A 25,114-nucleotide genomic window follows, 5' to 3' on the forward strand; every position below is an offset into this window, starting at 1 on the left:
TGCGGTTACACCGCCAGGTCGCGGCGCTCGAAGAGGGCCAGCGCTGCGGCGACCGCCACGGCCGCCAGCGCCACCAGCACCGCGAGGTGGCCGAGGTCGGCCCCGTTCACCAGCGGCGAGTGGCCGTTCGCGTAGTAGAACGGCGAGAGCCTGCGCAGCCATTCGCCCCCGTCGAACATCCCGCCGAGGTTGTTGGCCAGGTAGCCCGCGACCGCGACCAGCGCCGCGAAACCCAGTGTCAGCGACCGCTTTCCGGTCGCCGCACCGAACAGCAGGGTGATCGCCCCGATCAGCAGAGACAGCAGACCCAGGCCCGCGCTCGCGGCCACGATGTGCCCGGCGGCGATGTCCAAGCCGCCGCTGTTCGCGCCCGCCAGAACGCTCAACGTGAGCACCGAGGTGACCACCGCGATCTGCACCGCCAGCGCCGCGAACCGCTGCGCCAGCAGGCTCTTCCGGTCGACCGGCTGGGCGAGCAGCAGATCGAGCATGCCGTTCTCCTCCTGCGTCACCGACCGGGTGGCGAAGGTGACCGCGAAGATCACCATGAGCAGCAGTCCCATCAGCGAGAACACCGTGGCGTTGAGATAGCCGGTGGCGCTGGCGAAATCGCTGAGCCCCATGGCCTCGTACATCGTGTTGTGCGCGATGTCGAGCGAGCCCTGGTCGCGCAGCGACTGGTAGGACGGCAGATACATCATCGGGACGACGGCGAGGCCGATCGACCAGCCGATCAGACCGCGACGCTGTTCCTTCAGCGTCTGGGTGAAGACCGAGCGTGACATGTTCGAGTTCTCCTGTGCGAGTGATTGTTTCGTCTGGTCGGCTCAGCGGCCGTAGAGGCTGAAGAAGATCTGCTCCAGGTCCGGTTCGGTGGACAGCACGCTCACCAGCCGGTATTTGGCCGCCTTTTTGAACAGCTCGTCGACCTCGCCCTCGGTGGTGCAGCGCACCGTCCTGTCGGTCACGGACAGGTCGCGCACGCCGGGCAGGCCGGCGAAGTCGTCGGCGAACACGTCCTCGTCGAAGACCAGTTCCACCGCGCGTGGGGAGCGGCGGCGCAGATCCTCGACGTTCTCGGTGCCGAGCAGCTTGCCCGCCCGCATGATCACGGCGCGGTCGGCGGTCTGCTGCACCTCGCTCAGGATGTGCGAGGACATGAAGACCGTCTGGCCGTTCGCCTTCGCCTCGCTCACCAAGCCCAGAAAGCGTTGTTGCAGCAACGGATCCAGGCCGGAGGTGGGTTCGTCCAGGATCAGCAGGTGCGGCCGGTGCATGAACGCGGCGATGATGCCGACCTTCTGCTTGTTGCCTTTGGACATCGCGCCGACCTTCCTGGACAGGTCGAGGTCGAGCAGGTCGGCCAGCTCGGTGATCCGGCCCGGCTCGACGGCGCCGCGCTGGTCGGCGAGGAAGCCGAGCAGATCACCGGCGGTGTTGCGGCCCTCGATCTCCAGTTCGCCGGGCAGGTAGCCGATGTGCGCGCGCAGTTCGGCTCCGCCGACGCGGGGATCCATGCCGAGCACCTCGACGCGGCCCGCGGTGGGGCGGATCAGGTCGAGCAGGATCCGGATGGTGGTGGACTTGCCCGCGCCGTTGGGGCCGAGGAAACCGAACACCTCGCCCTGGGCGACCTCCAGGTCGAGGTCGGTGAGTGCGACGTGCTTGCCATAGCGCTTGGTGAGGCCTTCGGCCAGGATCGCGGCGGACATGATGCTCCTTCGAGGTTTCCATCTCGTCGAGTTCTGTAAGAACTGATGAGTTCAGTGAAGACTGAACATATAGAACATGTCAACCCTAGGGGCGACGCTGGCTACGATCCGGGCTATGTCGAAGTTCAAGACCTGGGACGGGCTGGAGCTCAGCTACCGCGTGTGGGAGGGCGACGGCCGCACGGTGGTGCTGCAGCACGGTGTCGTCGCCGACACCAACGCCAACTGGATGAGCATGGGTGTGGTGGCCGCGCTGCAAGCCGCAGGACACCGGGTCGTCTCGCTCGACGCGCGCGGCCACGGGCGCTCGGAGAAGCCGCACGACGCGGCGCGGTATTCGTGGGACGCCATGGCCCGTGACGTGCGCGCGCTCTACGACGAACTCGGCCTGGAAGACGTCGCGCAGGTGGGCTATTCGATGGGCGGGGTGATCTCGCTGCTGGTCGCCGCGGCCGACGAGCGGGTCGCGAAACTCGCTGTGGGCGGCATCGGTTCGGGCGTGATCGACTGCGGCGGCGTCGACAGGAGGGTGGTGGAGCCGGAGGCGATTCTGCTGGCGATGAACGGCGACGGTGCCGGCGCGCCCCCGGTGGCCAGGATGTTCCGCGTTCTCGCCGACGCCGTTCGTGCCGACCTGGCTGCCATCCGGGCCGTCGTCGTGGGTTTGGACGACCGCCCGATCGCCGGCCTGGACGACATCACCGTTCCCGCGCTGGTGCTGGCAGGCTCCGGGGATCCGTTCGCCGCCGAACCCGACCGTCTCGCCGCCGCGTTGCCGGACGGTCGCTCCGTCGTCGTGCCCGGCGACCACATGCTGGCCGTGATGCATGCCGAGTTCAAGGCCGCCCTGGTCGAATTCGTGCGGTGACCGGCCCTTCGCGCGATCAGAAGACCAGGCGCATCACGTAATCGTCGTGGAGCTGATGGCCGACGGGGAAGGTCTTGGTGCCGACGACCTCGAAGCCGTGTTTGGCGTAGAAGCGCTGCGCGCGAGTGTTCGCCTGATTGACGCCGAGCCACACGCCCGCGTAGCCGCCCTCGCGCGCGTGCTCGAGCGCGGCGAGCATGAGCGCCGTCGACACCCCGGTGCCGTGGTGGCCGGGTAGCACGTACATCTTGCTGATCTCGACCACGGGGCGCAGGTCGACCGCCCTCGCCACCTCCGGGTCGGCGGGCTCGCCCGCGTGCAGCATCGCGTACCCGACGATGTCGCCGCCCGCCACCGCCTTGAGCACGATCCGTTCGGGATCGGTCAGGTATTCGCCGAATCGTTCGCCGGACAGTGCCTCGGTCAGGTAGATCTCGATGTCGTCCGCGGTGGCGCCGGGCGGGCAGGCGAGCGGAAAGGTCACGGCCGCAACGTCACTGAGGGCTTCGGCGTCCCACAAACCGGCCCGGTCCACGATGACTGGGATGTTGCTCATACGTCCAGTAGAGCACGGTCACGCCGCCGCGGTACCGGCGATCCGTACTCACGCCGTCCGGTGTGGTGCGTCGGCCACCGGTCTTCGGGGGCGTTTCTCGCGCCTGTCGGCCGAAGGGAGGGGCGCGGCCGACGGCCCTGGTGATCAGGAGCGACAGTGGCCGAACCTCGTGGCCCGTGCCACTATCGAAGGGGCGCAACATAACTCGCGACTGGGGAAGGCCATTCGATCATGAGACAGCTGCCACCGGACTTCTTTCGTACGCCGTATGCCTTCTACGAGCAGCTCCGGGCCGAGGGCCCGGTGCATCAGATCCAACTGCGCACGGGGGTGCGCGCCTGGGTGATCGTCGACTACGACGCGGCGCGCGAGGCGCTGCGCAATCCGACGATCCGCAAGGACCCGCACACCGACACCGGCGCAGAGGCCCGCCGCGAGAGTGCGGGCGAGAGCGGCGTCCGGGCCGTGAACGCCCGCCTCAGCCACCACCTGCTCAACATGGATCCGCCGCAGCACGCCCGCCTGCGCAAGCTGGTGGTGCCCGCGTTCGCCCCCGCCCGTATCGAGGCGCTCACCTCGCGCATCACCGCCATCACCGACGAGCTGCTCGACGGTCTCGCGCGGGCGGAGGGGCCGGTGGATCTGATGGCGGAGTTCGCGTTCCCGCTGCCCATCACCGTGATCTGCGAAATGCTCGGCGTGCCGACCGGCGACCGCGCCCAGTTCAAGGAATGGTCGGCGGTGGTCTCCGACATCACGCTGGCCGACCCGGTGCGGATGCGCTCGGCCACCGAAGCCGTCGTGGCGTACTTCGAGGACCTGCTCGCCCGTCGCCGCGCGGAGGGCCCTGGGGCCGATCTGTTCTCGGACCTCGTCACCGCGGGCGGTGCGGAAGACCGGCTCACCGACGACGAGATCATCTCCATGGCTTTCCTCATCCTCATCGCGGGCCATGAGACCACGGTCAACCTGATCGGCAACACGATGCTCACCCTGCTGTCCGATCCGTCGAGGTACGCGGCGCTGCGGGAGGATCTGGACAGGGTGCCCGCGTTGGTCGAGGAGATGCTGCGCTTCGAGGGCCCGGTCAACATGGCGACGCTGCGCTACACGACGGTGCCCACCGTCATCGGCGAGACCGAGGTCCCGGCCGGGGAACTCGTCCTGGTGGCGCTGGGTTCGGCCAACCACGACGAGAAACACTTCGTCGCGCCGGAGAACTTCGACGCCGAACGAAACCCCAACGGCCACCTCGCTTTCGGACACGGCATCCACTTCTGCCTCGGCGCGGGGCTGGCCAGGTTGGAGGCGCGCATCGCGATCTCGCGGATGCTGGACCGCTATCCGGACCTGCGGCTCGCGGTGGACGCCGACGAGATCCTGTGGCGGGAGAGCGTCCTGTTCCGCGGTGTGCAGGATCTGCCGGTCGAGGTGACCAAAGCGCCCGCGCTGCGCTGATTTCCGTCCCGCGGTTCGCCGGGCCGGATCATCCACAGGCCGCCGTTTCTCCACAGCGCCGCCGACGAGGGTTCCGAGGACCGCGCGGGTGTGCCAGGCTGAGCTCGGCGCACCCGCACGGACACCCCGGGAGGAGGACCGATGAGTCGAGGGCACGCATCGACGGAGTACCCGCCGGGCCCGGCGCTGCCTGCGTTCGCGCAGACCTATCTCTACCTCCGGCACCGCGCCGACCTGCTGCCTGTACTGCGCCGTCGCTACGGCGAGGTCTTCTCGCTGCGCATTCCGCCGTTCGCCGACCGGCTGGTGGTGTTCTCCCGTCCCGAGCATCTGAAGGAGATCTTCGCAGGCGACCCGCGCGATATGCACGCGGGAGAGGCCAACAACATCCTCCGCCCGGTGATGGGCCCGCATTCGGTGTTGCTGACCGACGAGGCCGAGCACGCCAGGGCGCGCAAACTGCTGATGCCCGCGTTCAACGGCGCCCCGCTGCGCGGCTATCGGGAACTGGTGTCCGAGATCGCCGCGGCGGAGACCGGACGCTGGCGGCCGGGGTCGACCGTGGTCACGCTGGACCGGATGAACGCGCTGACCCTCGAGGTGATCATGCGGGTGGTCTTCGGCGTCACCGACGAACGCACCCGCGCGGAGCTGGCGCCGCGACTGCACCGCATCGTGACCGTCGGTCCGCTGCAATACGCGGGGCTGCGCATGCCACGGTTGCAGCGATTCTGGCCGTGGCGGTCCTTCCGCGAAACCCTCCGCGCCATCGACGACCTGCTCTACCGCGAGATCGCCGAGCGCCGCGCGGCGCCCGATCTGGCCGACCGCGCCGACGTGCTCTCCCGTCTGCTCCAGGTCGGCGGCGAAGCGCCGTCGACGGACGCGGAACTGCGCGATCAGCTGGTCACCCTGCTGCTGGCCGGACACGAGACCACGGCGGCCGCGCTGTCCTGGGCGCTCTACGAGCTCGCCGTCGACCCCGCTCTCCAGCAGGGGACGTACGAAGCCGCGCGCGCCGACGACGACAAGGCCGTGGAGGCCGTGCTGAAGGAGGCCATGCGCCTGCACACGGTGATCCCCGGCGCAGTGCGCAAACTCACGAAGGAGACCACCATCGGCGAATGGCGGCTGCCCGTCGGCACCACCGTCAGCTGCTCGATCGTCCTCGCGCACCGTCGCGCGGAGAACTTTCCCGACGTCGCGACGTTCCGCCCGGCCCGGTTCGTGGACGGTGAGGTCGAGCCGAACACGTGGCTGCCGTTCGGCGGCGGCGTGCGCCGCTGCCTAGGCGCCGGGTTCGCGCTCATGGAAGGGACGGCGGTGCTGCGCGAGATTCTCACCCGGCACACGCTGGCCCCGGCCGACCCGCGACCCGAGCGCGGGCGGGTGCGCAACATCACCACCGTGCCGCGCGGAAAGGCCAGAATCATGGTCACTCCGCGCGAGATCCGATGAATCTGTGCCCGCGAGCTTTACCGCGCGCCGCGGGCGGGTAATCTCGGTGGCCATGACGAGCGGGAACCGCATCGCGATCGTAGGCGCGGGCATTGCAGGCCTGTCCTCCGCGAAGGTGTTGAGCCGAGAAGGTTTTCCGGTCGAGGTGTTCGACCGTGCGCCCGATGTCGGTGGTGTCTGGAGTGCGACCAGGCGTTATCCCGGGTTGCGCACGCTGAACAGTAAGTACACCTACCGCTTCTCGGACTACGCCATGCCCGAGGACTACCCGCGGGTGCCCGACGGCGCGCAGATGCAGGCCTACCTGGAGGGATACGTGCACCAGTTCGGGCTGCGCGAGAACCTCCGGCTCGGCACCGAGGTGGTGGCCGCCGATCCGGTGGACAGCGGCTGGCTGCTGGAGATCCGCGACGAGACGGGCGTGCATCGCACCTCCTGCGATCACCTGGTCGTGGCCAACGGTGTGTTCAGCGAACCCGAGATGCCCGACTATCGCGGCGCTGAGACCTATCTCGCGCGCGGCGGACAGCTCTATCACTCCTCGGAGTTCCTCGACATCGAGCAGGCGCGCGGGAAGTCCGTGCTGGTGGTCGGGTACGGCCAGTCCGCCTGCGACATCGCCGAGGCTGTCAGCCACGTCGCGGCCGCGACCACGGTGGTGGCTCGTCGTTTGCTGTGGAAGATGCCCCGCAAACTCAGCACCGGTCTGGACTTCGAGCGGCTGTTCCTCACCCGGCTCGGTGAAGCGCACTTCCGCTATCACAGCCCGCGCGGCTTCGAACGCTTCCTGCACGGCGCCGGGCACAGCTTCCGCGACACCGATTTCGACGTGCTCCAGGAACTCGCCACCAAGAAGCTGGGCCTGCGCGACCTGGATCTGGTCCCGGAGGGCCGCTTCGAGGAGATCGCCCAGAGCACCGCGAGCATCGCCACCGAGGGATTCTTCGAGCAGGTCCGCGACGGGCGGATCACCGTGCTGCGCGACACCACCGTCACCGAGCTGTCCGGCACACCCGCCGGTTGTGCCGTGTGGCTGTCCGACGGTCAGGTCGTCCCCGCCGACATCGTGGTGTGCGCCACCGGCTTCCAGCAGCGGGTGCCGTTCCTGACCCCGTACATCCAGCGCAGGCTCACCGACGACGACGGCAATTTCCGCCTCTACCGGCACATTCTGCCGACCGAGGTGCCGAACCTGACCTTCGCGGGCTACAACTCCTCGCTGCTCGGCGCGCTGAGCGCCGAGGTCGGCGCGCACTGGACCGCCGCGCTGCTGCGCGGCCGTCTCGCGCTGCCGTCGCCGGAGGAGCGCAGCGAGCAGATCGACACGCGCCTGCAATGGATGTCGGCGGGCACCGGCGGTCACCACGCGCACGGCACGACCATCACGCCGTTCGCCCTGCACAACATCGACGAGATGCTGGCCGACCTGAAGCTCCGACTACCGCTGGGCACCCGGCTCGCCCAGTGGTTCCGGCCCGTGAAACCGGCCGCGTACCGCGGGCTCTGGGAGCGCGGACAGCGCCCGGCGGAGCCGACTCCACCCGAACCGCCCGCCGAGGTGGCCCCGGCTCCGGCGGAGACACACCCGGCCACCGCCGAGATGTATCCGCCGACGGCCGAAATGCACCCGGCGACAGCCGAAGTTCGCCCGGCGACAGCCGAAGTTCGCCCGGCGACAGCCGAAGTTCGCCCGGCGACAGCCGAAGTTCGCCCGGGGTCGGCCGAAGTTCATCTGGGGTCGGCCGAGGTTCACCCGGGGGCGGCCGGGGTTCGCCCGGGGTCGGCTGAAACGCACCCGGCGCCAGCTGGAAGGTACCCAGCGGGGTGGCGCGACCGATACCCGTCGCAGAGGTGACGCCGAGGGCTCGCGGATTATCACCGGCGCAACGCCAACGCCCTGATCTTGCGTCTGTGATAATCCGCGAGTGGATGCCCTCGACCTGAATCTGCTGGTTGCCCTGGATGCGCTGCTCGACACGAACAGCGTCACCAAGGCCGCCGAACGCCTGGGCACCTCGACCCCCGCCATGAGCCGGACGCTCGCCCGGTTGCGCCGGACGCTGGACGACCCGCTGCTGGTCCGGGCCGGGCGAAACCTGGTTCCGACACCGCGCGCCCTCGAATTGCGTTACGAGGTCTCCGCGTTGGTCGAACGCGGGCGCGCGCTGCTCGACATTCGCACGGAGGCCGACCCCGCCGGTCTGCGGCGCGGCTTCACCGTGCAGGCCGACGACACGGTCCGTGCCCATCTCGCCGCCCCGCTGCTGGCCGCCGTGCGGCGCCGGGCTCCCGGCGTCACCGTGCATTTCCTGCCCGACGGTCCCGAGGCCACGGCGGGGTTGCGCGAGGGGCGCGCCGACATCGCCGTCGGCGTCCTGGAACGCGGCGATCCCGAGATCACCGTGCAGCGTGTGCTCGGGGATCGTCTCGTCGGCGTCGCCGCGCCGGACCATCCGCTGATCACCGACCGGGTCACCGTGGCCGCCTACGCCGCCGCGGCCCACCTCGCGATCTCCCGGCAGGGTCGCCCCCGCGGCCCGATAGACGACCGGCTGGCCCTGCACGGCCGCACCCGCCGGGTGGTGGCGATCGTCCCCGATCTCAGTACCGCGCTGTTGGCGGTGCGCTCCGGCGAACTCGTCTGTCCCGCGCCCGCTCGGTTGACCCGCGACGCGTTGCAGGCCATGGGACTGCGCGCCTTCGACATTCCGCTGCCGCTGCCGGAGGTGACGGTCGGCATGGCGTGGCATCCGCGCAACACCGCCGACAGCGGGCATCGCTGGTTGCGCGAAACGATCCGCGCGCTGCTCGCCCCGCCGGATCGGAGCGACACCGAGTGACTACTGCGCGGAGGGGTCGCCCGGCGGACTGCTGAGGGGCCTGCCGAAAGGGCCCGCCGGGTTGCGCTTGAGTTCGTCGAGCATGGCCTGGAGCTTGTCGACGTGCGAATTGTCGTCGATGGTCGCGTGGTGCTGGGTGGGCGTGGCGGCCTGCTCGTCGCGCGGCGCGGTCAGGGTGGTGTCGGCGCGGCTGGTGAGCGTCGGCGCCTCCAGGCGGCCGTTCAGCCGCGGCGCGGTGTCGACGACAGGCGTGCCGACGGTGCCGAAGCCCAGTCGCTCCTGCGGTGTTTCGGTCCGCGGCGCGATCTCCACGGGCTCGGCGTGCGCGTTCGAGACCGGTTCGGGCGCGGCGTCGTAGGGTGCGCCACGCGAGACGTTGGGCTCGACCCAATCGTGCAGCGCGGGCGGGACGGCGCCGGGGTCCCTGCGCGGCAGCGAGTTCGGCGCAGGCGTCTGCTGCTCGACGCGCGCCACGATGGCGGCCGCTTCGAGACTGTCGGTGCGCGGTGACTCGGGGGCGGCCTCCGGGCGCGGCGACGCGGGCGGTCGAAGGCGCTCGGCGCGACGAGCTTCGGGGCGCGGAGTCTCGGCGTGAGAGGTCTCGGCTCGCAGGTTTTCGGAGCGCGGGGCTTCGGCGCGAGGAGCGTCGGTGCGCAGGTTTTCGGGGCGGGAGCTCTCGGTGCGCGGGGTTTCGAGGCGGGAGCTCTCGGCGCGCGGGGTTTCGAGGCGGGAGTTCTCGGTGCGCAGGTTTTCGAGGCGGGAGTTCTCGGTGCGGGGGGCCTCGAGGCGAGAAGTCTCGGCGCGCGGGGTTTCGGTGCGTAGGGTTTCGGCGCGTAAGGATTCCGGCCGCGGCTCTTCGAGACGCGTCGTCGGCGCGGCCGGTGCGCGGCGTGCGGCGCGGGGCAGTGGCGCGGCCTCGGTGCGTTCGACGGACGCGCCGGACGTCACGCCGTCCAGCCGCGTCTCCAGCGTCGAGACATTCTGCTCGGTTCGAAAGGCCCAGGCCTCCAGCTTCTTCAGGCGCGCCTCGACGCCGTTGTCCTCGCCGACCCGGGCGGCGACACTGTCGAGTTTGTCGCTCACCTCGCGCAGGAGCTCCGCGATGCCCGACAAGATCGCGCCGACCGACTCGGCGCCCTGCTGGCCGTGCTCCATACGTACCCTCTTCCCCGTCGATGCCCGAACTGCGCGTGGCCTGGCGATTCTATCCACAGCCTTTCCGAGGTGCGGGGCGAGCACCGCCCGCGCGGCTCCGGCGGCGGGCGGACGATCCGGCGCGCCCGGCCGCGTCGCCGAATTGGCGGCAAAAATCAATCACCCGAAACTTCTGTGTCGTTTCTCGCGCATGTCGCTGCGAAATCCATTGTGACGCAGCGCACATCGCCTGATGGGAGGTGTCGCGCCGACGGCGGCGCACCCGAGCGCGGGGTAAAGGGGGCTGGCGGGCGGCCGAAGATAGGCGCACTCTTGATCTATGGAGTAGGTCGAGAGACCGTGCGGTGTTGGGCAGGGGAGTGATCGCGTGAGAACGACGCAGCGCGTGGAGCAGGCTTGCGGACGTCGGGCGATGCTCGCCGAATTGGGCATCGCCGAGGTGCCGGACGAGGTCCGCACCGCGGTGGGCGATCGATCCCGGTACAGCTGCCGTTGCCCGGGATGCGCAGACGCCCAATGGGATATCCAGCGACTCAAGTACTGGCTGTGCGGCAGGCTGGTGGCGTTCGGCGCCGACGAGGCCGATGTGGATCGGCGCGTCGGCGGCATCCGCGTCGACATTCTGTGGCGGATCGGCGAGCGGACCTACGCCATCGAGGTGCGCGGTGGCCCGCTGGACCGGACGCTCGCCCACGAACACACGGCCCGGCTGCGCGCGGCGGGATGCGACGGCGTGCTGTGGCTGTGCCAGCCCGGCTACTGGGTGGCCCACCTGCCTGCGCTCGGCATGGCCGACTTCGCCCCTCCCGCCTGCGATTACCTGATCGACGTGGGCATGCTGGACGCCGAGCACAGCGCGGTCGCGGTGCCGCGGCGCGAGCGGTTCGAGTTGCGCGAGTTCCTGCGCGGCTGGGTGTCCGGCGAGATCGCCTGGGGTTTTCGCGACGAGATGACGGGAGGATGGGCCACCGTGACCGACTGGGAGCATCACACGAGAACGCAGGCCGCGGTGATCGCCCGGCAGCGGCAGGAACTCGTCAACCAGCGCACCTCCCTTGCGCTGTCCCGGAAGTCGGTCAGGGACAAGCAGAAACAGGTGATGAAGCTGACCGCGCGGCTGGAACGCGCCGAACACGACGCGCAGGCGCAGGCGGACGCGCTGGCCGAGGTGAATCGCAAGCTGGCCGACCACCACCGGGTGGACAACAGCCTGCGCGCCACCATCGCCGGGCTCCAGCAGACCGTGAGCCACTGGCAGTTGATCACCTACTGCGCGATGTTGCTGATCGTGACATTCCTCGCGGCGGCCATGGTGGTGCGCTGAGCGAGTCAGCTGCGCGTCAGGCGGAAGGGGCCGCGGTCCCAGCGCCATTCGTTGCGCAGCACCAGCGCGGCGAAGTCGAGCAGTTCGAGGCCGGACTCCTCGCGGAGCCGCCGCACCTCGCGCCACGTCACCGACCCGCGCTCGACGAGTTCGCCCAGACCGTCTTCGCAGCGGGCGTCCACCTCGCGGCGGGCGAGCTCCGGTAGGCCGAGGCGGCTTCCCGTCCACACCAGCCAGCCCCAGCCCGCGGCATGCGCCCGGCTGCGCGCCGCCGCGGACCTGACGCGGTTGACGTGGAAGGCGACATGGCCGAGTGGTTGCACGTCGATCAGCGCCACCCTGCCGTCGGTGAAACGCGCTGCGACGCTCGGATAGTGGACGCGCTCCGAGCCGTCGATGTCGTAGCGCACCGCGATCGGATGTTCCTGAAACGTCTCGACGGTGTCCGCCGCGTTGAGCGTGCGCAGCAGCCGGGCCTGCAGCGCGGAATCGAAGCCGACGTCGCGACCGACCTTGTCCAGGTAGAACCGGCCGCGTCCCTCGTCGTCGCCGTCGACCGTGCGGGCGGAGCTCGTCGGCAGCGCGGCGGGCGAGCCCGCGGGCCATTCGACCCGCGCGGCCCATTCGCCGATCTCGGTCGCGGCCGCGGGCTCGGCGTCGCGCAGCTTCGCCAACTGCCGGTTCGTCTTCTTCTGCCACGCCATGATCCGCTGCATGACGTAGCCCGCGATCCGCTTCGCGTCCTCGGGAGCGTGCCCCGCGAGCCGCAGCTTCAGATACGACAACTCGTTGGCCGCCAAATCCGTATCGGTCGCGTACGTCTCCACGAGCAGCGCTCGCACCAGCGCCGAATCCCGCCCGTCCACCGGATAGCGCCCCGCGAACACCTCCGCCTCCCGGCCTCCGATCAGCGCCGCCTCCCGCAGCATCTGCCCGACCGCCCGAGTGTGCAACTGCCGCACCCGATCCCGCGCCAGATCGAATCGCGCCCCGATTCGCGCCAACGTCTCCGGTCCCTCCCCGCCGATCCCCAGCCGATACCCCACGATCTCGGCATCCCGCTTCCGCCGCTCCGCATGCGCCCCCACCAGCCCCGCCAACACCTCGTTCACCTCTTCGAGCCCGAGCGACACCTCCTCCCGAATGTCATCCGGAAACGCCACCTCGCCACCCCCTACCGCAACCCCTGACTCACCAGCCACAACCGGCAGCCTAACGAGGGCCCCCGACAACCCGTGGCACTCCACGCAGCCCGGTCGGGACATCGCCGAATTCCCGTGCGCCGTCCCGACCGCGCGGAAACCTCCGCGGCCGTCGCCTCAGTCGTTCCCCGTACCGACGCCGTAGTCCACGCTGGACACCTTGTGTCGATGGGCTTGCCGCTCACTGAGAGCGCCCGGCTGCCACCGGCCGATCAGGGCTGGATGTTTTCCAAATCTTCGAGAAGGCTCGGGTGCCTGGGCTGCCAACCGAGTGCCTGTCGGGTGTGGGCGCTCGACGAGGGCTGATCGGTGGCGAAGATCGGTCCGAGAGGGCCGAACACCTGTTGCGGCACGGCTTCCACGGCAAGCCCGAGCCTGCGACCGATGACCGTCGCGATGTCACGCACGGCGTCGCCGTTGTCGGCCACGGCGTGCCACGCGGTCCCGGCCGGTGCCTTCTCCAGGGCCAGCCGGAGGAGTACGGCCGCGTCGAGCGCATGCACGGCGGGCCAGCGCTGGGTGCCGTCGCCCGGGTAACCGGCCACTCCATTGCGGCGCGCGGCGTCGGTCAGCAGGCCGGCGAATCCGCCTTTGCCCTCGTTGTGCACCGTGCGCGGCATGCGGACGGCCGCGCTGCGGACGCCGCGTGAGGCCAGGTCCAGCACCGACATGACCGAGTGGCTGCGCCCGCCGACGAGTCCGTCGGTCGACAGCGGATCAGCCTCGGTGGAGACGCGGCCCGGCACGAGCGGCGTGCCCGAGACAGTGACGAACGGACGGTCGCTGTCGACGAGTTCCTGGCCCAGAGCCGCCAGAGCGGCGCTCTCCTCGGCGACCGCCTCCGCGACTGCGGCGTGGGTGCTGAAGTCGTGGGTGAAGGCCAGGTGGATCACGCCGTCGGACCGGGCGGCAGCCGCGCGGAGTATGGGCAGATCGGCAAGGTCGCCACGAATCGGCTCGGCACCGGCGGTCTCGAGGGCCGTCGCGGAGGAGTCGGAGCGGGCGAGCGCGAGGACGGTGTGACCGTTGTCGAGCAGTTCGGCAACGACAGCGGAGCCGATCAGGCCGGTTCCACCGGTGATGAAGACGTGCACGTTCTCTCCCTCGAAAGTGATGGGACTGTTGTCTCATCACCGTAGCAGAGTGATGAGACAACAGTCCCATCAATTACGATGACCCCATGGCGCGATGGGAACCTGGAGCACGTGAGCGGCTCGTCGTGGCTGCGGTGGATCTGTTCACCGAGCAGGGATACGACGCCACGACGGTGACGCAGATCGCCGAGCGCGCCGGAGTCACCAAGAGCACCTTCTTTCGGTACTTTCCCGACAAGCGCGACCTGCTGGTGGCCGGACAAGAAGCGCTGAGCCGGCTGCTGGCCGAGGGGATCGCCGCGGCACCCGAGAGAGCTACCCCGCTCGAGGCCGTCGCGGCCGGGCTCGAGCGCGCCTCGAGCGCGATGGGCCCGATGAACCGCGAACTCGGCCCCCGCCTGAAGGCCGCGATCGCCGCCAACGTCGAACTCCAGGAGCGCGACGCCCTCAAGAGCGTCGGTCTCGCGGCAGCCATGACCGACGCCCTGGTCGCCCGAGGTGTGCCGGACCCCCTCGCACACCTCGCGGGCGAGCTGGGCGTGCTCGCATTCAAACGGGGCTATGCCCAGTGGCTGGAAGCCGACCATGACGCCGCGCTGGCGCCGTACACCCTGGCCGCCCTGGAAGGCCTGCGAGCGGCGAGCCAGTCCCTCACCTGAGTGGATCCCACGTGCGGCGCCCGGGCCCCTGCGGCACCTCAGGGGCCGCAGTGCCGACCGGAGCGGCTTCGACGTCCGTGGAGTTCCAACTGCGCAGTCGCGCAGGCCTTACGCAGCAGGACGGCGGTGGGCACCAGGCAGACCAGCAGCGCGAACAGGCTGGTCTCCGGCCCGAATGCGCCGCCGGTCAGCAGGGAGGGCCCGGACAGTGTGGTTTGCAGCAGGCCGTGGGACGCGGTGCCCGAGCCGGACACCGTGACACCGAAGACACCGGCCTGGATGAAGTTCCAGCCGAAGTGCAGGCCGATCGGCAGCCACAGTGAGCGGGTCGCGACGTAGGCGGCGGCGGTCAGGGTTCCGCCGGTCACGGCGATCGAGAGCGTGCCCAGCAGCGTGGCGTCGACATTGACCAGGTGTGCCGCGCCGAACAGCAGCGCGGACACGACCAGCGCCACCACGGTGCCGGTACGTTCCTCCACGATGCGGAACACGATCCCGCGGAACAGGGTCTCCTCGGCGACCGCAACGGCTGCCATCGCGCCAGCGGTCGCGAGGAACCCGCCGACCGAGCCCCAGGACAGGCCCTGCCAGCCACCGAACGCCGCGATGAGCAGCATCACCGCGGTGAACAGGCCGGACCCCAGCAACATCCCACGCCACAACCAGGACCACGTGCCCGCGGTCGCGAGTTCGGGGACGCTCGGGCGCGACTCGACGGTTCGCGACAGCCAGCGGTAGCCGACCACCCCGGCGCCGGCCAGACCGATCCCCACCGGCAGCGCGAGCGCCGGGACGGGCGCGACGAGCCGGTCGATCCCGGCGTACGCCGCGATCACGCCGAGCAACACCAGCACCAGGACGGGGAACCGGAACCTGCGCAACCGGCGCCGGCCGGTGGACAGTTCAGCGTGGGGGAGCGCGCTGCCCGCACGATCTATGGGTCTCATGATTCCGATCCCTGTCTGCTGGAGGTTTTCGCAATGGCCACGGACGGCGCAACCGACAGTAGGCAGCCGGCGCCCGCCGTGACATCACGCTGGAGGGGGCGATGGCGGTAGCTCTGGAGGGGGACGACGACGGTGCCGGATAGCTTCAGAGGTGCGCAAGGTGTCGTCGAGTCACTCGGACTAGAACCGCTCGCTGTCTTCGAACCGCCGATGTCAGTCGTCCTGGCTGGGGGTGTCCGGGTCGCGCAGCGGCCGGCGGGGGTCTCGGAGTCGACGAAAATCCAACGAAGTTCGGGATGTGCACTGGTAGAGGGTGATTCGACAGTTCCGGGTGCGGCGTGGGGTGGTTGGTGCATGGCTTGGCTGCCGATGAGGTTGGTCGGGGTGCCGGAGGGCTGGGTTCGTGGCAACGCGGGTATTCGCGGACGAGGAGTTGCAGCGGCTTCGGGAATTCCCGGAGATCATGGGAGCCGCAGCGCGTCGAATTCTGCCGCCTGGTCCGCAAATCCGCTGATCCGGCCCACGCGCTGGCGGCCGCCACCGACGAATTGCACGAGGCCCTCGGCGAGCGAAGGAATACGGGGCACTGCGCAGAACGATCTACGCCGCGAGTACCTGTCGGATCCGGACTATCGGCGCAAGATCTCTCGCCAGCTCAACAAGCGCGAATCCCTGCACGCCTGGCGGCGCGACTTGCTCTACGCCCACGAAGGCATGATCCGCGCCCGGCATCTGGAGTCCCAGACCGAACAGGCATGGTGTTCGACCTTGGCCACCAACGCCGTGATCGCCTGGACCGCAGAGTATTACGGGCTGGCGGTGGAACAGATGCGCCAGGAAGGGCGGCGCATCGACGACGAGGTGCTCGCGCACGTTTCGCCTGGGCACAGCGAGAACATCAACTCTTCGGCGCGATCGAGGTCGACATCGACGCCGAACTGGGCCGGCTGGGCCCCACCGGCTACCGACCGCTCCGGGTCCGACGACACCTTGTTCTGATCGACGCTCGACGCCAACTGTGGGCCCGCGATCCCGAAGCGATTGGCGCAGGCCAGGTCTGGATTGTTTCCATTGCTTACCATTTCGCGGCTGGGCCGGTAGCGTCGGGCACCGTGACAGGGGTGGATATCGTCTCAGCTGAATCTCCTTCTACGACCGATGACCCGTGCCCGCCGTTCGCGGTGGGCACGGTCGCAGCAGTGGCGGTGGTCGCCGGGGTCGTGGCGGCATTGTCCGCGACGCGGTACGGCTACTACTACGACGAGCTGTATTTCATTGCCGCCGGGAAGCGGCCGTCGTTCGGATATGTCGACCAAGGTCCGCTGGTGCCGTTGCTGGCGCACGCGATGGACTGGTTGTTTCCCGGATCGTTTGCGGCATTGCGTATTCCGGCAGTCGCGGCGTCGGTAGCGGTGGTGGTGTTGGGCGCGGTCATCACCCGCGAGCTGGGTGGCGGGCGCGCAGCGCAGGCGCTGACAGCGACGGCTTGCGCGACGTCGGCGTTCGTCCTGGGCCAGGCGCAGACGTTGTCGACCAACGGCATCGACACCCTCTTGTGGGCAGTGCTGGCGTGGCTGCTGGTGCGTTGGGTGCGGACTCGTCACGACGCGCTGCTGCTGACAGCCGGGCTGGTGACCGCAGTGGCAGTGCAGGTCAAATGGCTTGTCCCGGTGTTCTGGATCGCGGTGATCATCGCCGCGGGCTGGTTGGGGCCGAGGGTGTTGTTGCGACGACCGGCACTGTGGTGGAGTGCGGGCATCGTGGTGTTGGCGGCGACGCCGGGCCTGATCTGGCAGGCTCGCCACGGCTGGCCGCACCTGGGGATGGGGTCGGTGGTCCGCGGCCAGACCGGTGGTTTCACCGGCACCTTGTGGTTCGTCCCGTTGACATTGCAATGGTGGGGGCTGCTGGGCGCGGTGGTCATCGCGTGCGGTGTGTGGCAGCTGCTTCGGTCGCCACGCCTTCGTCCCTACCGGTTCTTGGGTGTGGCGTTCCTGCTGACGGTGGCGGTCTTCGCGATCAGTGGCGGGCGCAGCGCCTACGGTGCCGGTGCCTACCCGATGGTGATGGCGGCCGGCGCCGTGGGACTGACCGCCGCGCGCAAGCGTTGGCTGACGATCGCCGCGGTACCGACGGTGGTGCTGTCGGTGCTGGCAGCCGTGGTGTATGCGACGCCGTGGCGGGCCGCGTCACAGTACACCCCCGCGCCCAATCGCGCTGCGGCGCTCAGCCCGTCGGCCTACAGCGAGCTCGGTTGGTCAGAACTGGTAGATGCGACGGCAGATGCCTACCGCACGTTGACACCGCAACAGCAACGCACCGCCGCAGTCGTCACAGAGTGGTACGTGCAGGCGGCCGCTCTCGATCACGGTCGGGCGGGTGCGGGTCTGCCGTCGGTTTTCAGTCCGAATCGCGGCTTCGGCTATTTCGGTGCCCCGCCGGACACAGCCGACACGGTTCTCTACGTCGGCAGTACCGACGCGGATCTGAGCCGCTGGTTCACTTCCGTTGTCCCAGTGCGCCGAATGGACTATCCGCTCGGGATTCCCGGCATCACCAGCGACATCACGATCTGGGAATGCACCGGCCCGAAGCAGCCGTGGTCGGTCATGTGGCCGACGATGCGCAGACTCTGATAATCAGGCCAACGGGTTGAGGGTGTCTCGGTAACGGTGCTGCGCTCAAATGGTCAGCGCATCACCGCTGCTGAGATGCTCAGCGTAGACCGATGCGGCCCAGGCGGCTTGCCTCGTCGGGTTGGTTGGAACTTGTGCTCCTATGGTGCCGAGGATGGTGAACCGCATATACGTCGTTGCTCCTGCAGGCGGCGGGCATACTCAGCGGCTTCAACGGGATCCAAGCTGCGCGGTGGTGTCACAAGGGCACCGCATTCGATAGGGCGCTCGATGGTCGACGAGCCGCCCGGGCCAGTCGACGGGCTACTGGAGCTGCAACCGATCAGCGCGATGGCTGCTCCTGACACCGCAAAGATGAGAATGTGCTCTGTTCCACCGGTCGAGGTGTGACCTCGCTGCCGATGCCCCCCGCGCTTCGCTCATGAAGCGACGCTATCTTCAGGCGATTGAAGCGGACGTCACCCGCCGGTATGAATCGCACCCCCTCCTGCGGAATGACGAGAAGAGGATCGCCCGTCGCCGAGGTGCGCGGCGTAAACCTCTGCGGGACTTCGGAAGCCGTGGATCTTCCGAGGCCGATGCGGGACGGGCCGGGACAGAAACCAAGGACAGCGGGGGACCAAATCGGGGAGGGAAGGGGGCGGGGCGGCGGCCGGTGCAGCGCTGCGGCAGGGCGCGAGCCCGCACGAAAATGTCAGCCGTCAGGCCGCACGAAAATGTCAGTGAGACACGCGCACTGGAGCGCCGCGGCGCCGTAGACAGTCCGGGCGTGAACAGTCAGCTGACCGGAGATTCCGGGGGCATCGAACGAAGCGTTAGATCGATGCCATCGGAACTACAGCCACTGGTGCCCGTGGGCAACCGATGTACCGATCATCTGGGCTCCGGGGATCTTCGCCATTGCGGCGAGACTGCGCTCGTTGTCGGCCCGCACCTCGGTGTGAAAGCTTCTGGCGTGCACCGCCACCGGGTGATCGATTGCGGCCAGCTTGGCGGCGGTTGGGCACGGTGATCGTGTCCAACCGGTCCATTCGACGTGGTCAGCTGACGCTTCGGTCCGGCAGGGCTCAGCCGCGGCCCAGACCGGCGCTCGTGCTCGGGCGGCCGGTGCCGCCGGTCGGCGTGTCAGCGTCCCCGTTCCACGGCCACCAGCGTCTTCCGTTCGTGGTCGACCCGGTAGGACTGCCCGCGCTTCAGTTGCTGCGGGTCGACGCTCAGGACCGCCAGACCGGCCGACGAGCGTGTCGTCGACTGGGGCTATGTCCCCGTCGACGACCTCGAGATCGCCCTGTCCGACGACGAGATCGACAAGGTTGTCCGCCGCGCTGACGGCCGCGGTTACACGCCGCTGTACCTCGCGGTTGATCATGTCGCCGAGCGCATCGGCGTGGACGTGGCTACGGTCCGCTCCTACCGGCACAAAGGGATGCTGCCGGAGCCGGATATGGAGCTGGGCGACCGGGTCGGCTGGCAGTGGCGCACCATCGAATCGTGGATCAAGACCCGCCGTGGCCAGGGCTGGGCTGCTGGGACCACCGCCGACGAGTCCGGCCGCCGACACTGACGGTTTTATGTGCTCTGAGCGGGGAACGCAGTATCGGTGAAGGACGAATTGGAACGTGAAAGCAAATGGGAGGTCGACCAGGTCTTCACTCTTCCGATGCTCGACGACTTCGTCCCCGATAGTCGCGTCGAGGAAACGTCGGTCGAACTCACCAGCACCTATTTCGACACCGCCGAGCACGATCTGCTCTCGCACAACGTCACCCTGCGCCGCCGTGAGGGCGAGGACGAATCGGGATGGCAGCTGAAGATCCCGCACCCACGCGGTCGCCTCGAACTACTCGCCCCGCTGTCGAAGGATCTGCCCGACGATCTCACCGAGATCGTCACCGGAGTCTGCCTGGGAAAGAAGCTGCGAGCGGTCACGCGGATCGACACCCAGCGCAGCCGGCACCGTGTCCTCGGGTCGGATGGTGAACTGATTGTCGAGGTCGATGACGACACCGTGCGAGCGACACCGGCCGACGGGCCCGCGAACGTCCTTGCCTGGCGCGAGGTCGAGATCGAACTGGGCCCGCATACGAACAAGGTCCCGACGGTGCTGGTGGACAGTCTCGCCGAGGCAGGCGCGCACTCGGCGCACTATCCGTCCAAACTCTCGCGCGCTATGCCCGACCGGTCCGAGCCCGCCGTCGGCGACTCCGCGGCGGAAGGTGCGATACGCGCATATCTCTGCACCCAGATCGACGCGATCTTCACCGGCGACGTAGAGCTGCGCCGGGGCCGGGATCCGATCCACGACACCCGCGTCGCGGCGCGACGACTGCGCAGCACGCTGCGGGTGTTCGGCAAGCTGTTGGATCCCCGCGCCGTCGGCGATACGGAGAACGAGCTGAGGTGGTTCGCGGGCCTGCTCGGCGAAGTACGTGACTGCCACGTCCAGCGTCGCCGCCTCGCCGACCGGCTCGAGAAGTTGCCGCCCGAACTCGTCTTGGGTCCGGTGGCGGCGCGTATCGACGCGACGTTGCTGGAGCGGCAGCTGCCGAGCCGCAACGCGCTCGCCGAGGCCATGAATACGCCCCGCTACCTGAAGTTGCTCGCAACCCTGCAGGCGTGGCAGTCGGAGCCGCCGTTCGGTCCTCGGATTCGTCGACGCGAACTGGTCACCCGCGCCCACAAAGCCGCGCGCAAAGCCGATCGCCGCCTCGCGACCGCCCTCGACGATCAGCGAATCGCGTCATTGCACCGCGCACGCAAAGCCGCCAAACGGGCCCGCTACGCCGCCGAATTGCATAAGCCGGTGCGAAAGTCCGGCCGCGCGAAGTCGAACATCGCGTTTTACAAGAAATTGCAACGCGTGCTCGGCGATTACAATGACGGCGTTGTATCGGCCGAATTCCTCTGGCGCACTGCGACATCCGCAGGCACGACCGTCGGCGAGAACGGCTTCACCTTCGGCCTGCTGTACGCCGATGAGAAGTATGCGGCCGAACGCGCACGGGAGAAGGTCGCCGAGATCGCCGCCGCACGATAGATATCGCGGGCGCGCAGAGGGTGTGACCGCCAACGCGATGCACCGCTGATCGTGATTGTTCGGCAGCGGCGAATCAGATTGTCGCAGTCCGGTTCCCGTCGGGTGTCTTTTTGCCGCAATCAGCGTTCTCGCAGAAGATCGACGTCGCTCACTCCGGATCCGTCAAGTCCAGTCCGAGGTGTTCGATGTGGTAGACGGCTTCGTCGAGCAGTAGCGCGACGTGATTGTCGTACAGGCTGTAGATCACGCTGCGTCCGTTGCGTGTGCCGGTGACCAGGCCCATGGCCCGTAACAGCCGAAGTTGATGCGATATGGCGGATTGTTCCATCTCGACCGCCTCGACCAGGTCGCCGACCGAGCACGGCCCGTGCCGTAGCCGCGTCAGTATCCGCAGCCGACTCGGCGTCGCCAGCGCTTGCAGCGTCGCAGCGACGGTCGCCGCCGAGTCCGCAGAAGGATCTAGGTCAACTCGTCACGGAAGCAGACATCATCAGGTAAGCAACTGCTGGTCACCCCTGCTGAGCTCAGGCAGATGCTTGTAGATCGTCGAGCGCGAGACACCGAGCAGCCGGGCCACCGACGAAACGGTCTCCTCCGGCCGAGTCAAGATCGCGCGGGCCTGTCGGATCTGTTCGGCGCTCATAGCTGGCGGCCGGCCGAGTCGTTGCCCGCGGGCGCGGGCAGCAGCCAGGCCCTCGTTGGTGCCTTGGACAATCAGCTCACGGATGAACTCGGCCAGGGCGGCGAAGACGTGGAAGACCAGCCGACCGCCGGGGGTGGTGGTGTCGAGGGCTTCGTGCAGGCTACGGAATCCGATGCCGCGCTTGCGGAGTCCAGCCACGATCGAGATCAGGTCCTGTAGGGATCGGCCGAGCCGATCCAGCGACGGCACGACGAGGGTGTCGCCGGGACGCAGGTACTCCAGGCACGCCACCAGCTCTTCGCGCTCGGCGTTCTTCCCGGACTTCTTGTCGGTGAAGATCCGCTGGCACCCGGCAGCGGTGAGCGCGTGGATCTGACGATCCAGGTTCTGATCCTTGGTGGAGACACGGCCGTAGCCGACCAGGGCGCCGCCTCCACCGATCGGATCGAGGGCGTCGCCGTCGAGAGTGAGCGGAGCGGGGATGTCGAGATCACCTGCAGCGGTGGCCATGTCACGGAGTGTATGAGAAAGGGCGGACAAGAATTGTTGGACACCAATCTTTTTCGACATGTTTTATCGACACATGACCGGTTCGTGCGACCTGGGTGTGACTCGCAGCGATATGTGGCGGTGTTCTCGCACCGTTGGATGGCGCGCCGATGACGAGGACCGTCACGACGTGACGTCGACCAGGACCTTGCCGACCGCGCCGCCTTCGACTGCCCGATGGGCATCCGCGATGCGGTGGAGGGGAAAGCGGACCAGGGGCAGGCCGTGTTGCTCGCCGACCGGCAGGGCGCCGTCGCGGACGGCGGCGGAGACGTCTGCGACGGCAGCGGCGCGGACGTCAGGACCGGCGGTGTAGAGCACTATGAACTGCAGGCGGGTGTTGCGCACCATGTTCTGCGCAACGTTCAGTTCGACCGGTTTGCCGCCGTCGTTGGCGTAGATCGAGATCGTGCCGCGCGGACGCAGCACGGCCAGGTCCAGGGGGAGGTTCGTGCCGAGTGCTACCTCGGCGACGATGTCCACGCCGTCAGCAGCGATCGCGCGAATCTCGGCGGCCGGGTCGCCCTCGCGGTAGTTGACCACGTGGTGGGCCCCGGCGGCGGCGGCCAGCCGGGCCTTCTCGGTGTTGCTGACTGTGCTGATCACGGTGGCACCGGCCCAGCGGGCGAGCTGGATCACCGCGTGCCCGACCGCCCCGGCCCCGCCCGCAGCGAGTACCACCTTGTCCGCCAGTGCGCCGGGCCGCAGCCGGCGCGGCCCGTCTTCGGCGACGGTGAGTGCGCGGTGCGCGGTCAGTGCGGGAACACCGAGGGCTGCGCCGACATCGAAACTGGCCTCGTCCGGCAGTGGCACGGCCTGCCCGGCCGGTACGACGGTGAATTCCGCGGCGGTGCCGGTGGGCCGGCCCGCTGCGGCCATGAACAGCCACACCCGCTGGCCGACCACACTCGTATCGCCCCTTTCGCCGACGGCGTCGATCACACCGGCGCCGTCGAGGTGCGGCGTGATCTCCGGGAACGCCATGGCCTGGCCGGCGCGGGCCTGCCAGTCGGTGGGGTTGACCCCGGACACGGCCACTCGGACGCGGACCTCGCCGGGGCCGGGCACGGGCGGTTCGCGGTCGACCAGGTGGAGAACGTCTGGACCTCCGTTGTCGCGGTAGACCACGGCCTTCACGACGCCGCGCCGATCGCGACGTTGTTGGAGCGGGACTCGACGGCGTCGAGGAAGGCCAGTGTGTGCGCGTCGAAGGTGATCTCGCCGACCGCCATATTGACCTCCATGTGGGCGGGGTCGACGGTGCCGGGAATGAGCAGGATATTCGGCGCATGGTGCAGCAGCCAAGCGAGAGCGACCTGGGATGGGGTCACCTCCAGGGATTCGGCCACGGCGTGCACAGCTGGCTCGTCACCGACCTTCGGCAAGCTCGGGAATCCTCCGCCGAGCGGGAAGAACGGCACCCACGCGATGCCCTCGGCCATGCACAGTCGCAGCGTGTCCTCGTCGTCACGGGAAACGAGGCTGTAGGCGTTCTGCACGCAGGCGATGCCAGCCGGCAGGGCGCGGCGCAGGCCGTCGAGGGTGACGCTACTCAGGCCGATTGCGCCGATCTTGCCCTCGTCACGCAGGGCGGTCATGGTCGCCAGCTGGTCGTCGAGGTCGACTACCTGGTCGCCTTCCGGACGCAGTCCGGGGCCGGTATCCAGGCGTCGCAGGTTGACCACCGGGAGTTGGTCGAGGCCAAGGCTGCGCAGGTTGTCCTCGACGCTGGCCCGCAGCTGTTCGGGCCGCTGCGCGATCCGTAGCGGCACAGGCCCGACCGGGTTGGGGTCGGCGCCGATTTTGGTGACGACCAGCACGTCGTCCTCGGGGCGCAGGGCCTGGCGGATCACGGTGTTGGCGAAGCTGAAGCCATAGAACTCGGCGGTGTCGACATGATTGACGCCCAGCTCGACGGCACGCCGGAGCAAGGCGACGGCCTCGTCGTGGCGGTCATGCAGCCGCGAGAGTTGGGCCGCGCCGTAGCCGATCCGAAACACGGAGCGACCGGCAATGGAAGCAGTGGATGTGTTGATGACGAGTCTCCTCAGTCGGTGGTAGTGCGATACCCCACCTTATAGAATTGTAATGACAGATTTCAATAATTGTCAGTCATGCGAGAATATTGACCGATGACTCGTCGCGACATAGGTCCGCGACGCTGGTGACGCGACCAGCCGACAAGGAGACAAGGAGACCCGATGCGCGGGGAGCCGCTCGACGCGGAGACGATTGTGTCGGCCACCGAGGAGCTGCTGCGCCGACACGGTCCGGACAAGACGACGGTGCTCGACGTCGCACGGCAGCTGGGCGTGAGCCACGGCAGCGTGTACCGGCACTTCGCATCCAAGGCCGCGCTCCGCGAGGCCGTGATCCGGCGCTGGCTCGACCAGGTGCGGAACGAACTCGCCATCATTGCGCAGAACTCCGAACTGCCTCCGGCCGAGCGGTTGCGAGCACTGCTCACCACCATGTTCGCCATGAAGTGGGCGAAAGCCGGGGCGGACCCGGAGCTGTTCGCCACCTTCCGAGTGCTGGCGGTCGAGCACAGCGCCGTGTCCAGCGACCATGTCGGCTTTCTGGTCGCCCAACTGCGGGACATCATCATCGACGGTGTCGCCGCCGGCGACTTCGTTACGGACGAACCGGAGATGATCGCACGGGCCGTCCTGAACGCGACGAGCCGCTTCCATGATCCGAAACACGCTGCGGAATGGGACTTTCCCGAGACCGAAGCCGAATCCGCTGCGGTCGTCTCACTTGTCCTCGATGGCCTCCGGGCCCGGTGACGTCCCCAAAGTGACGTTGGTCCGCAGTGACGGGGCAGCTGCTGCCCTGAACTAGAGGTGCCTGACGCGCAGACCGTCCTGCAATCGGCTACTTATGGAGGTTCACGTCAACGGGTGAGAAAGTGCGACGGTTCGGACAACTGCCATCAGCGTCCGGATACGAACGTCACGAGACACTCTGGGGTGC

21 protein-coding genes and 2 pseudogenes are annotated in these 25,114 nt (G+C 68.6%); 12 read left to right on the plus strand and 11 right to left on the minus strand.

Annotated features, from left to right (window positions below):
• Nucleotides 1–5: 5 nt before the first annotated feature.
• Together AC3ERS_RS27105 and AC3ERS_RS27110 are read right to left on the minus strand one after the other, a co-directional pair.
• Complete coding sequence (locus tag AC3ERS_RS27105; RefSeq protein ID WP_431970920.1) at nt 6–785, minus strand: DUF2705 family protein; 780 nt, start codon at nt 783–785, stop codon at nt 6–8.
• A gap of 42 nt (nt 786–827) precedes the next feature.
• Nucleotides 828–1,712, minus strand: a complete 885-nt coding sequence (locus AC3ERS_RS27110; protein ID WP_431970921.1) for an ABC transporter ATP-binding protein — start codon at nt 1,710–1,712, stop codon at nt 828–830.
• A gap of 115 nt (nt 1,713–1,827) precedes the next feature.
• Here AC3ERS_RS27110 and AC3ERS_RS27115 point away from each other — a divergent pair, with 115 nt between their 5' ends.
• Complete coding sequence (locus AC3ERS_RS27115; RefSeq protein ID WP_431970922.1) at nt 1,828–2,580, plus strand: alpha/beta fold hydrolase; 753 nt, start codon at nt 1,828–1,830, stop codon at nt 2,578–2,580.
• Nucleotides 2,581–2,596: 16 nt separating this feature from the next.
• On the opposite strand, the gene AC3ERS_RS27120 is transcribed toward AC3ERS_RS27115, so the two are convergent.
• Nucleotides 2,597–3,136, minus strand: coding sequence for a GNAT family N-acetyltransferase (locus AC3ERS_RS27120; RefSeq protein ID WP_431970923.1), 540 nt, complete (start codon nt 3,134–3,136; stop codon nt 2,597–2,599).
• A gap of 231 nt (nt 3,137–3,367) precedes the next feature.
• Between AC3ERS_RS27120 and AC3ERS_RS27125 the strand changes: the two genes are divergently transcribed.
• The 4 genes from AC3ERS_RS27125 to AC3ERS_RS27140 all read left to right on the plus strand — a co-directional run bounded on the left by AC3ERS_RS27125 (nt 3,368) and on the right by AC3ERS_RS27140 (nt 8,892).
• Complete coding sequence (locus tag AC3ERS_RS27125) at nt 3,368–4,594, plus strand: cytochrome P450 family protein (protein ID WP_431970924.1); 1,227 nt, start codon at nt 3,368–3,370, stop codon at nt 4,592–4,594.
• A gap of 141 nt (nt 4,595–4,735) precedes the next feature.
• Nucleotides 4,736–6,052, plus strand: coding sequence for a cytochrome P450 (locus AC3ERS_RS27130; protein WP_431970925.1), 1,317 nt, complete (start codon nt 4,736–4,738; stop codon nt 6,050–6,052).
• A gap of 52 nt (nt 6,053–6,104) precedes the next feature.
• A complete protein-coding gene (locus AC3ERS_RS27135; RefSeq protein ID WP_431970926.1) occupies nt 6,105–7,907 on the plus strand; it encodes a flavin-containing monooxygenase in 1,803 nt (600 codons plus the stop codon).
• Between the two features lie 70 nt (nt 7,908–7,977).
• Nucleotides 7,978–8,892 carry a LysR family transcriptional regulator gene (locus AC3ERS_RS27140; protein WP_431970927.1) on the plus strand — a complete coding sequence of 305 codons (915 nt, stop codon included), beginning with the start codon at nt 7,978–7,980 and terminating at the stop codon, nt 8,890–8,892.
• Here AC3ERS_RS27140 and AC3ERS_RS27145 read toward each other — a convergent pair whose 3' ends face one another.
• Entirely contained in the window at nt 8,893–10,047 is a 1,155-nt protein-coding gene (locus AC3ERS_RS27145; RefSeq protein WP_431970928.1) for a hypothetical protein, read from the minus strand. It lies immediately after the preceding gene.
• Nucleotides 10,048–10,414: 367 nt separating this feature from the next.
• Here AC3ERS_RS27145 and AC3ERS_RS27150 point away from each other — a divergent pair, with 367 nt between their 5' ends.
• A complete protein-coding gene (locus tag AC3ERS_RS27150) occupies nt 10,415–11,371 on the plus strand; it encodes a hypothetical protein (RefSeq protein ID WP_431970929.1) in 957 nt (318 codons plus the stop codon).
• Between the two features lie 5 nt (nt 11,372–11,376).
• Here the strand turns inward: AC3ERS_RS27150 and AC3ERS_RS27155 are convergent, their stop codons facing one another.
• Together AC3ERS_RS27155 and AC3ERS_RS27160 are read right to left on the minus strand one after the other, a co-directional pair.
• Entirely contained in the window at nt 11,377–12,534 is a 1,158-nt protein-coding gene (locus AC3ERS_RS27155; protein ID WP_431970930.1) for a sigma-70 family RNA polymerase sigma factor, read from the minus strand.
• Nucleotides 12,535–12,785: 251 nt separating this feature from the next.
• Nucleotides 12,786–13,667 (minus strand): SDR family oxidoreductase, encoded by an 882-nt coding sequence (locus tag AC3ERS_RS27160; RefSeq protein WP_431970931.1) that lies wholly within the window; start codon nt 13,665–13,667, stop codon nt 12,786–12,788.
• 86 nt (nt 13,668–13,753) lie between these two features.
• Between AC3ERS_RS27160 and AC3ERS_RS27165 the strand changes: the two genes are divergently transcribed.
• Nucleotides 13,754–14,326, plus strand: a complete 573-nt coding sequence (locus AC3ERS_RS27165) for a TetR/AcrR family transcriptional regulator (protein ID WP_431970932.1) — start codon at nt 13,754–13,756, stop codon at nt 14,324–14,326.
• Between the two features lie 38 nt (nt 14,327–14,364).
• On the opposite strand, the gene AC3ERS_RS27170 is transcribed toward AC3ERS_RS27165, so the two are convergent.
• The gene (locus tag AC3ERS_RS27170) at nt 14,365–15,273 is read right to left on the minus strand and encodes a CPBP family intramembrane glutamic endopeptidase (RefSeq protein ID WP_431970933.1); all 909 of its coding nucleotides are present in this window, start codon (nt 15,271–15,273) and stop codon (nt 14,365–14,367) included.
• A gap of 568 nt (nt 15,274–15,841) precedes the next feature.
• Here AC3ERS_RS27170 and AC3ERS_RS27175 point away from each other — a divergent pair.
• The 4 genes and pseudogenes from AC3ERS_RS27175 to AC3ERS_RS27190 form a co-directional block, all read left to right on the plus strand.
• Nucleotides 15,842–16,256 (plus strand): annotated as a pseudogene (locus AC3ERS_RS27175) (Tn3 family transposase); the annotation flags it as partial.
• A gap of 198 nt (nt 16,257–16,454) precedes the next feature.
• Nucleotides 16,455–17,909, plus strand: coding sequence for an ArnT family glycosyltransferase (locus tag AC3ERS_RS27180; protein WP_431970988.1), 1,455 nt, complete (start codon nt 16,455–16,457; stop codon nt 17,907–17,909).
• A 1,393-nt stretch (nt 17,910–19,302) separates the two neighbouring features.
• Nucleotides 19,303–19,473: a hypothetical protein gene (locus AC3ERS_RS27185; protein ID WP_431970934.1), complete on the plus strand. Its 171-nt coding sequence runs from the start codon at nt 19,303–19,305 to the stop codon at nt 19,471–19,473.
• Nucleotides 19,474–19,509: 36 nt separating this feature from the next.
• Nucleotides 19,510–20,946, plus strand: coding sequence for a CYTH and CHAD domain-containing protein (locus AC3ERS_RS27190; RefSeq protein WP_431970935.1), 1,437 nt, complete (start codon nt 19,510–19,512; stop codon nt 20,944–20,946).
• A 148-nt stretch (nt 20,947–21,094) separates the two neighbouring features.
• Here the strand turns inward: AC3ERS_RS27190 and AC3ERS_RS27195 are convergent.
• From AC3ERS_RS27195 to AC3ERS_RS27210, 4 genes and pseudogenes are all read right to left on the minus strand, one after another.
• Nucleotides 21,095–21,397 (minus strand): annotated as a pseudogene (locus AC3ERS_RS27195) (ArsR/SmtB family transcription factor); the annotation flags it as partial.
• A gap of 39 nt (nt 21,398–21,436) precedes the next feature.
• Nucleotides 21,437–22,099 carry a recombinase family protein gene (locus AC3ERS_RS27200; protein ID WP_431970936.1) on the minus strand — a complete coding sequence of 221 codons (663 nt, stop codon included), beginning with the start codon at nt 22,097–22,099 and terminating at the stop codon, nt 21,437–21,439.
• A gap of 162 nt (nt 22,100–22,261) precedes the next feature.
• On the minus strand, nt 22,262–23,275 hold the full coding sequence (locus AC3ERS_RS27205) for an NADPH:quinone reductase (protein WP_431970937.1): 1,014 nt from the start codon (nt 23,273–23,275) through the stop codon (nt 22,262–22,264).
• Nucleotides 23,272–24,189: an aldo/keto reductase gene (locus tag AC3ERS_RS27210; protein WP_431970989.1), complete on the minus strand. Its 918-nt coding sequence runs from the start codon at nt 24,187–24,189 to the stop codon at nt 23,272–23,274. The genes AC3ERS_RS27205 and AC3ERS_RS27210 overlap by 4 nt, the downstream gene beginning before the upstream one ends.
• A 150-nt stretch (nt 24,190–24,339) precedes the next feature.
• On the opposite strand from AC3ERS_RS27210, the gene AC3ERS_RS27215 reads away from it, so the two are divergent.
• Nucleotides 24,340–24,927, plus strand: a complete 588-nt coding sequence (locus tag AC3ERS_RS27215) for a TetR/AcrR family transcriptional regulator (protein ID WP_431970938.1) — start codon at nt 24,340–24,342, stop codon at nt 24,925–24,927.
• Nucleotides 24,928–25,114 lie beyond the last annotated feature (187 nt).

This window comes from Nocardia sp. bgisy134 (assembly GCF_057708325.1).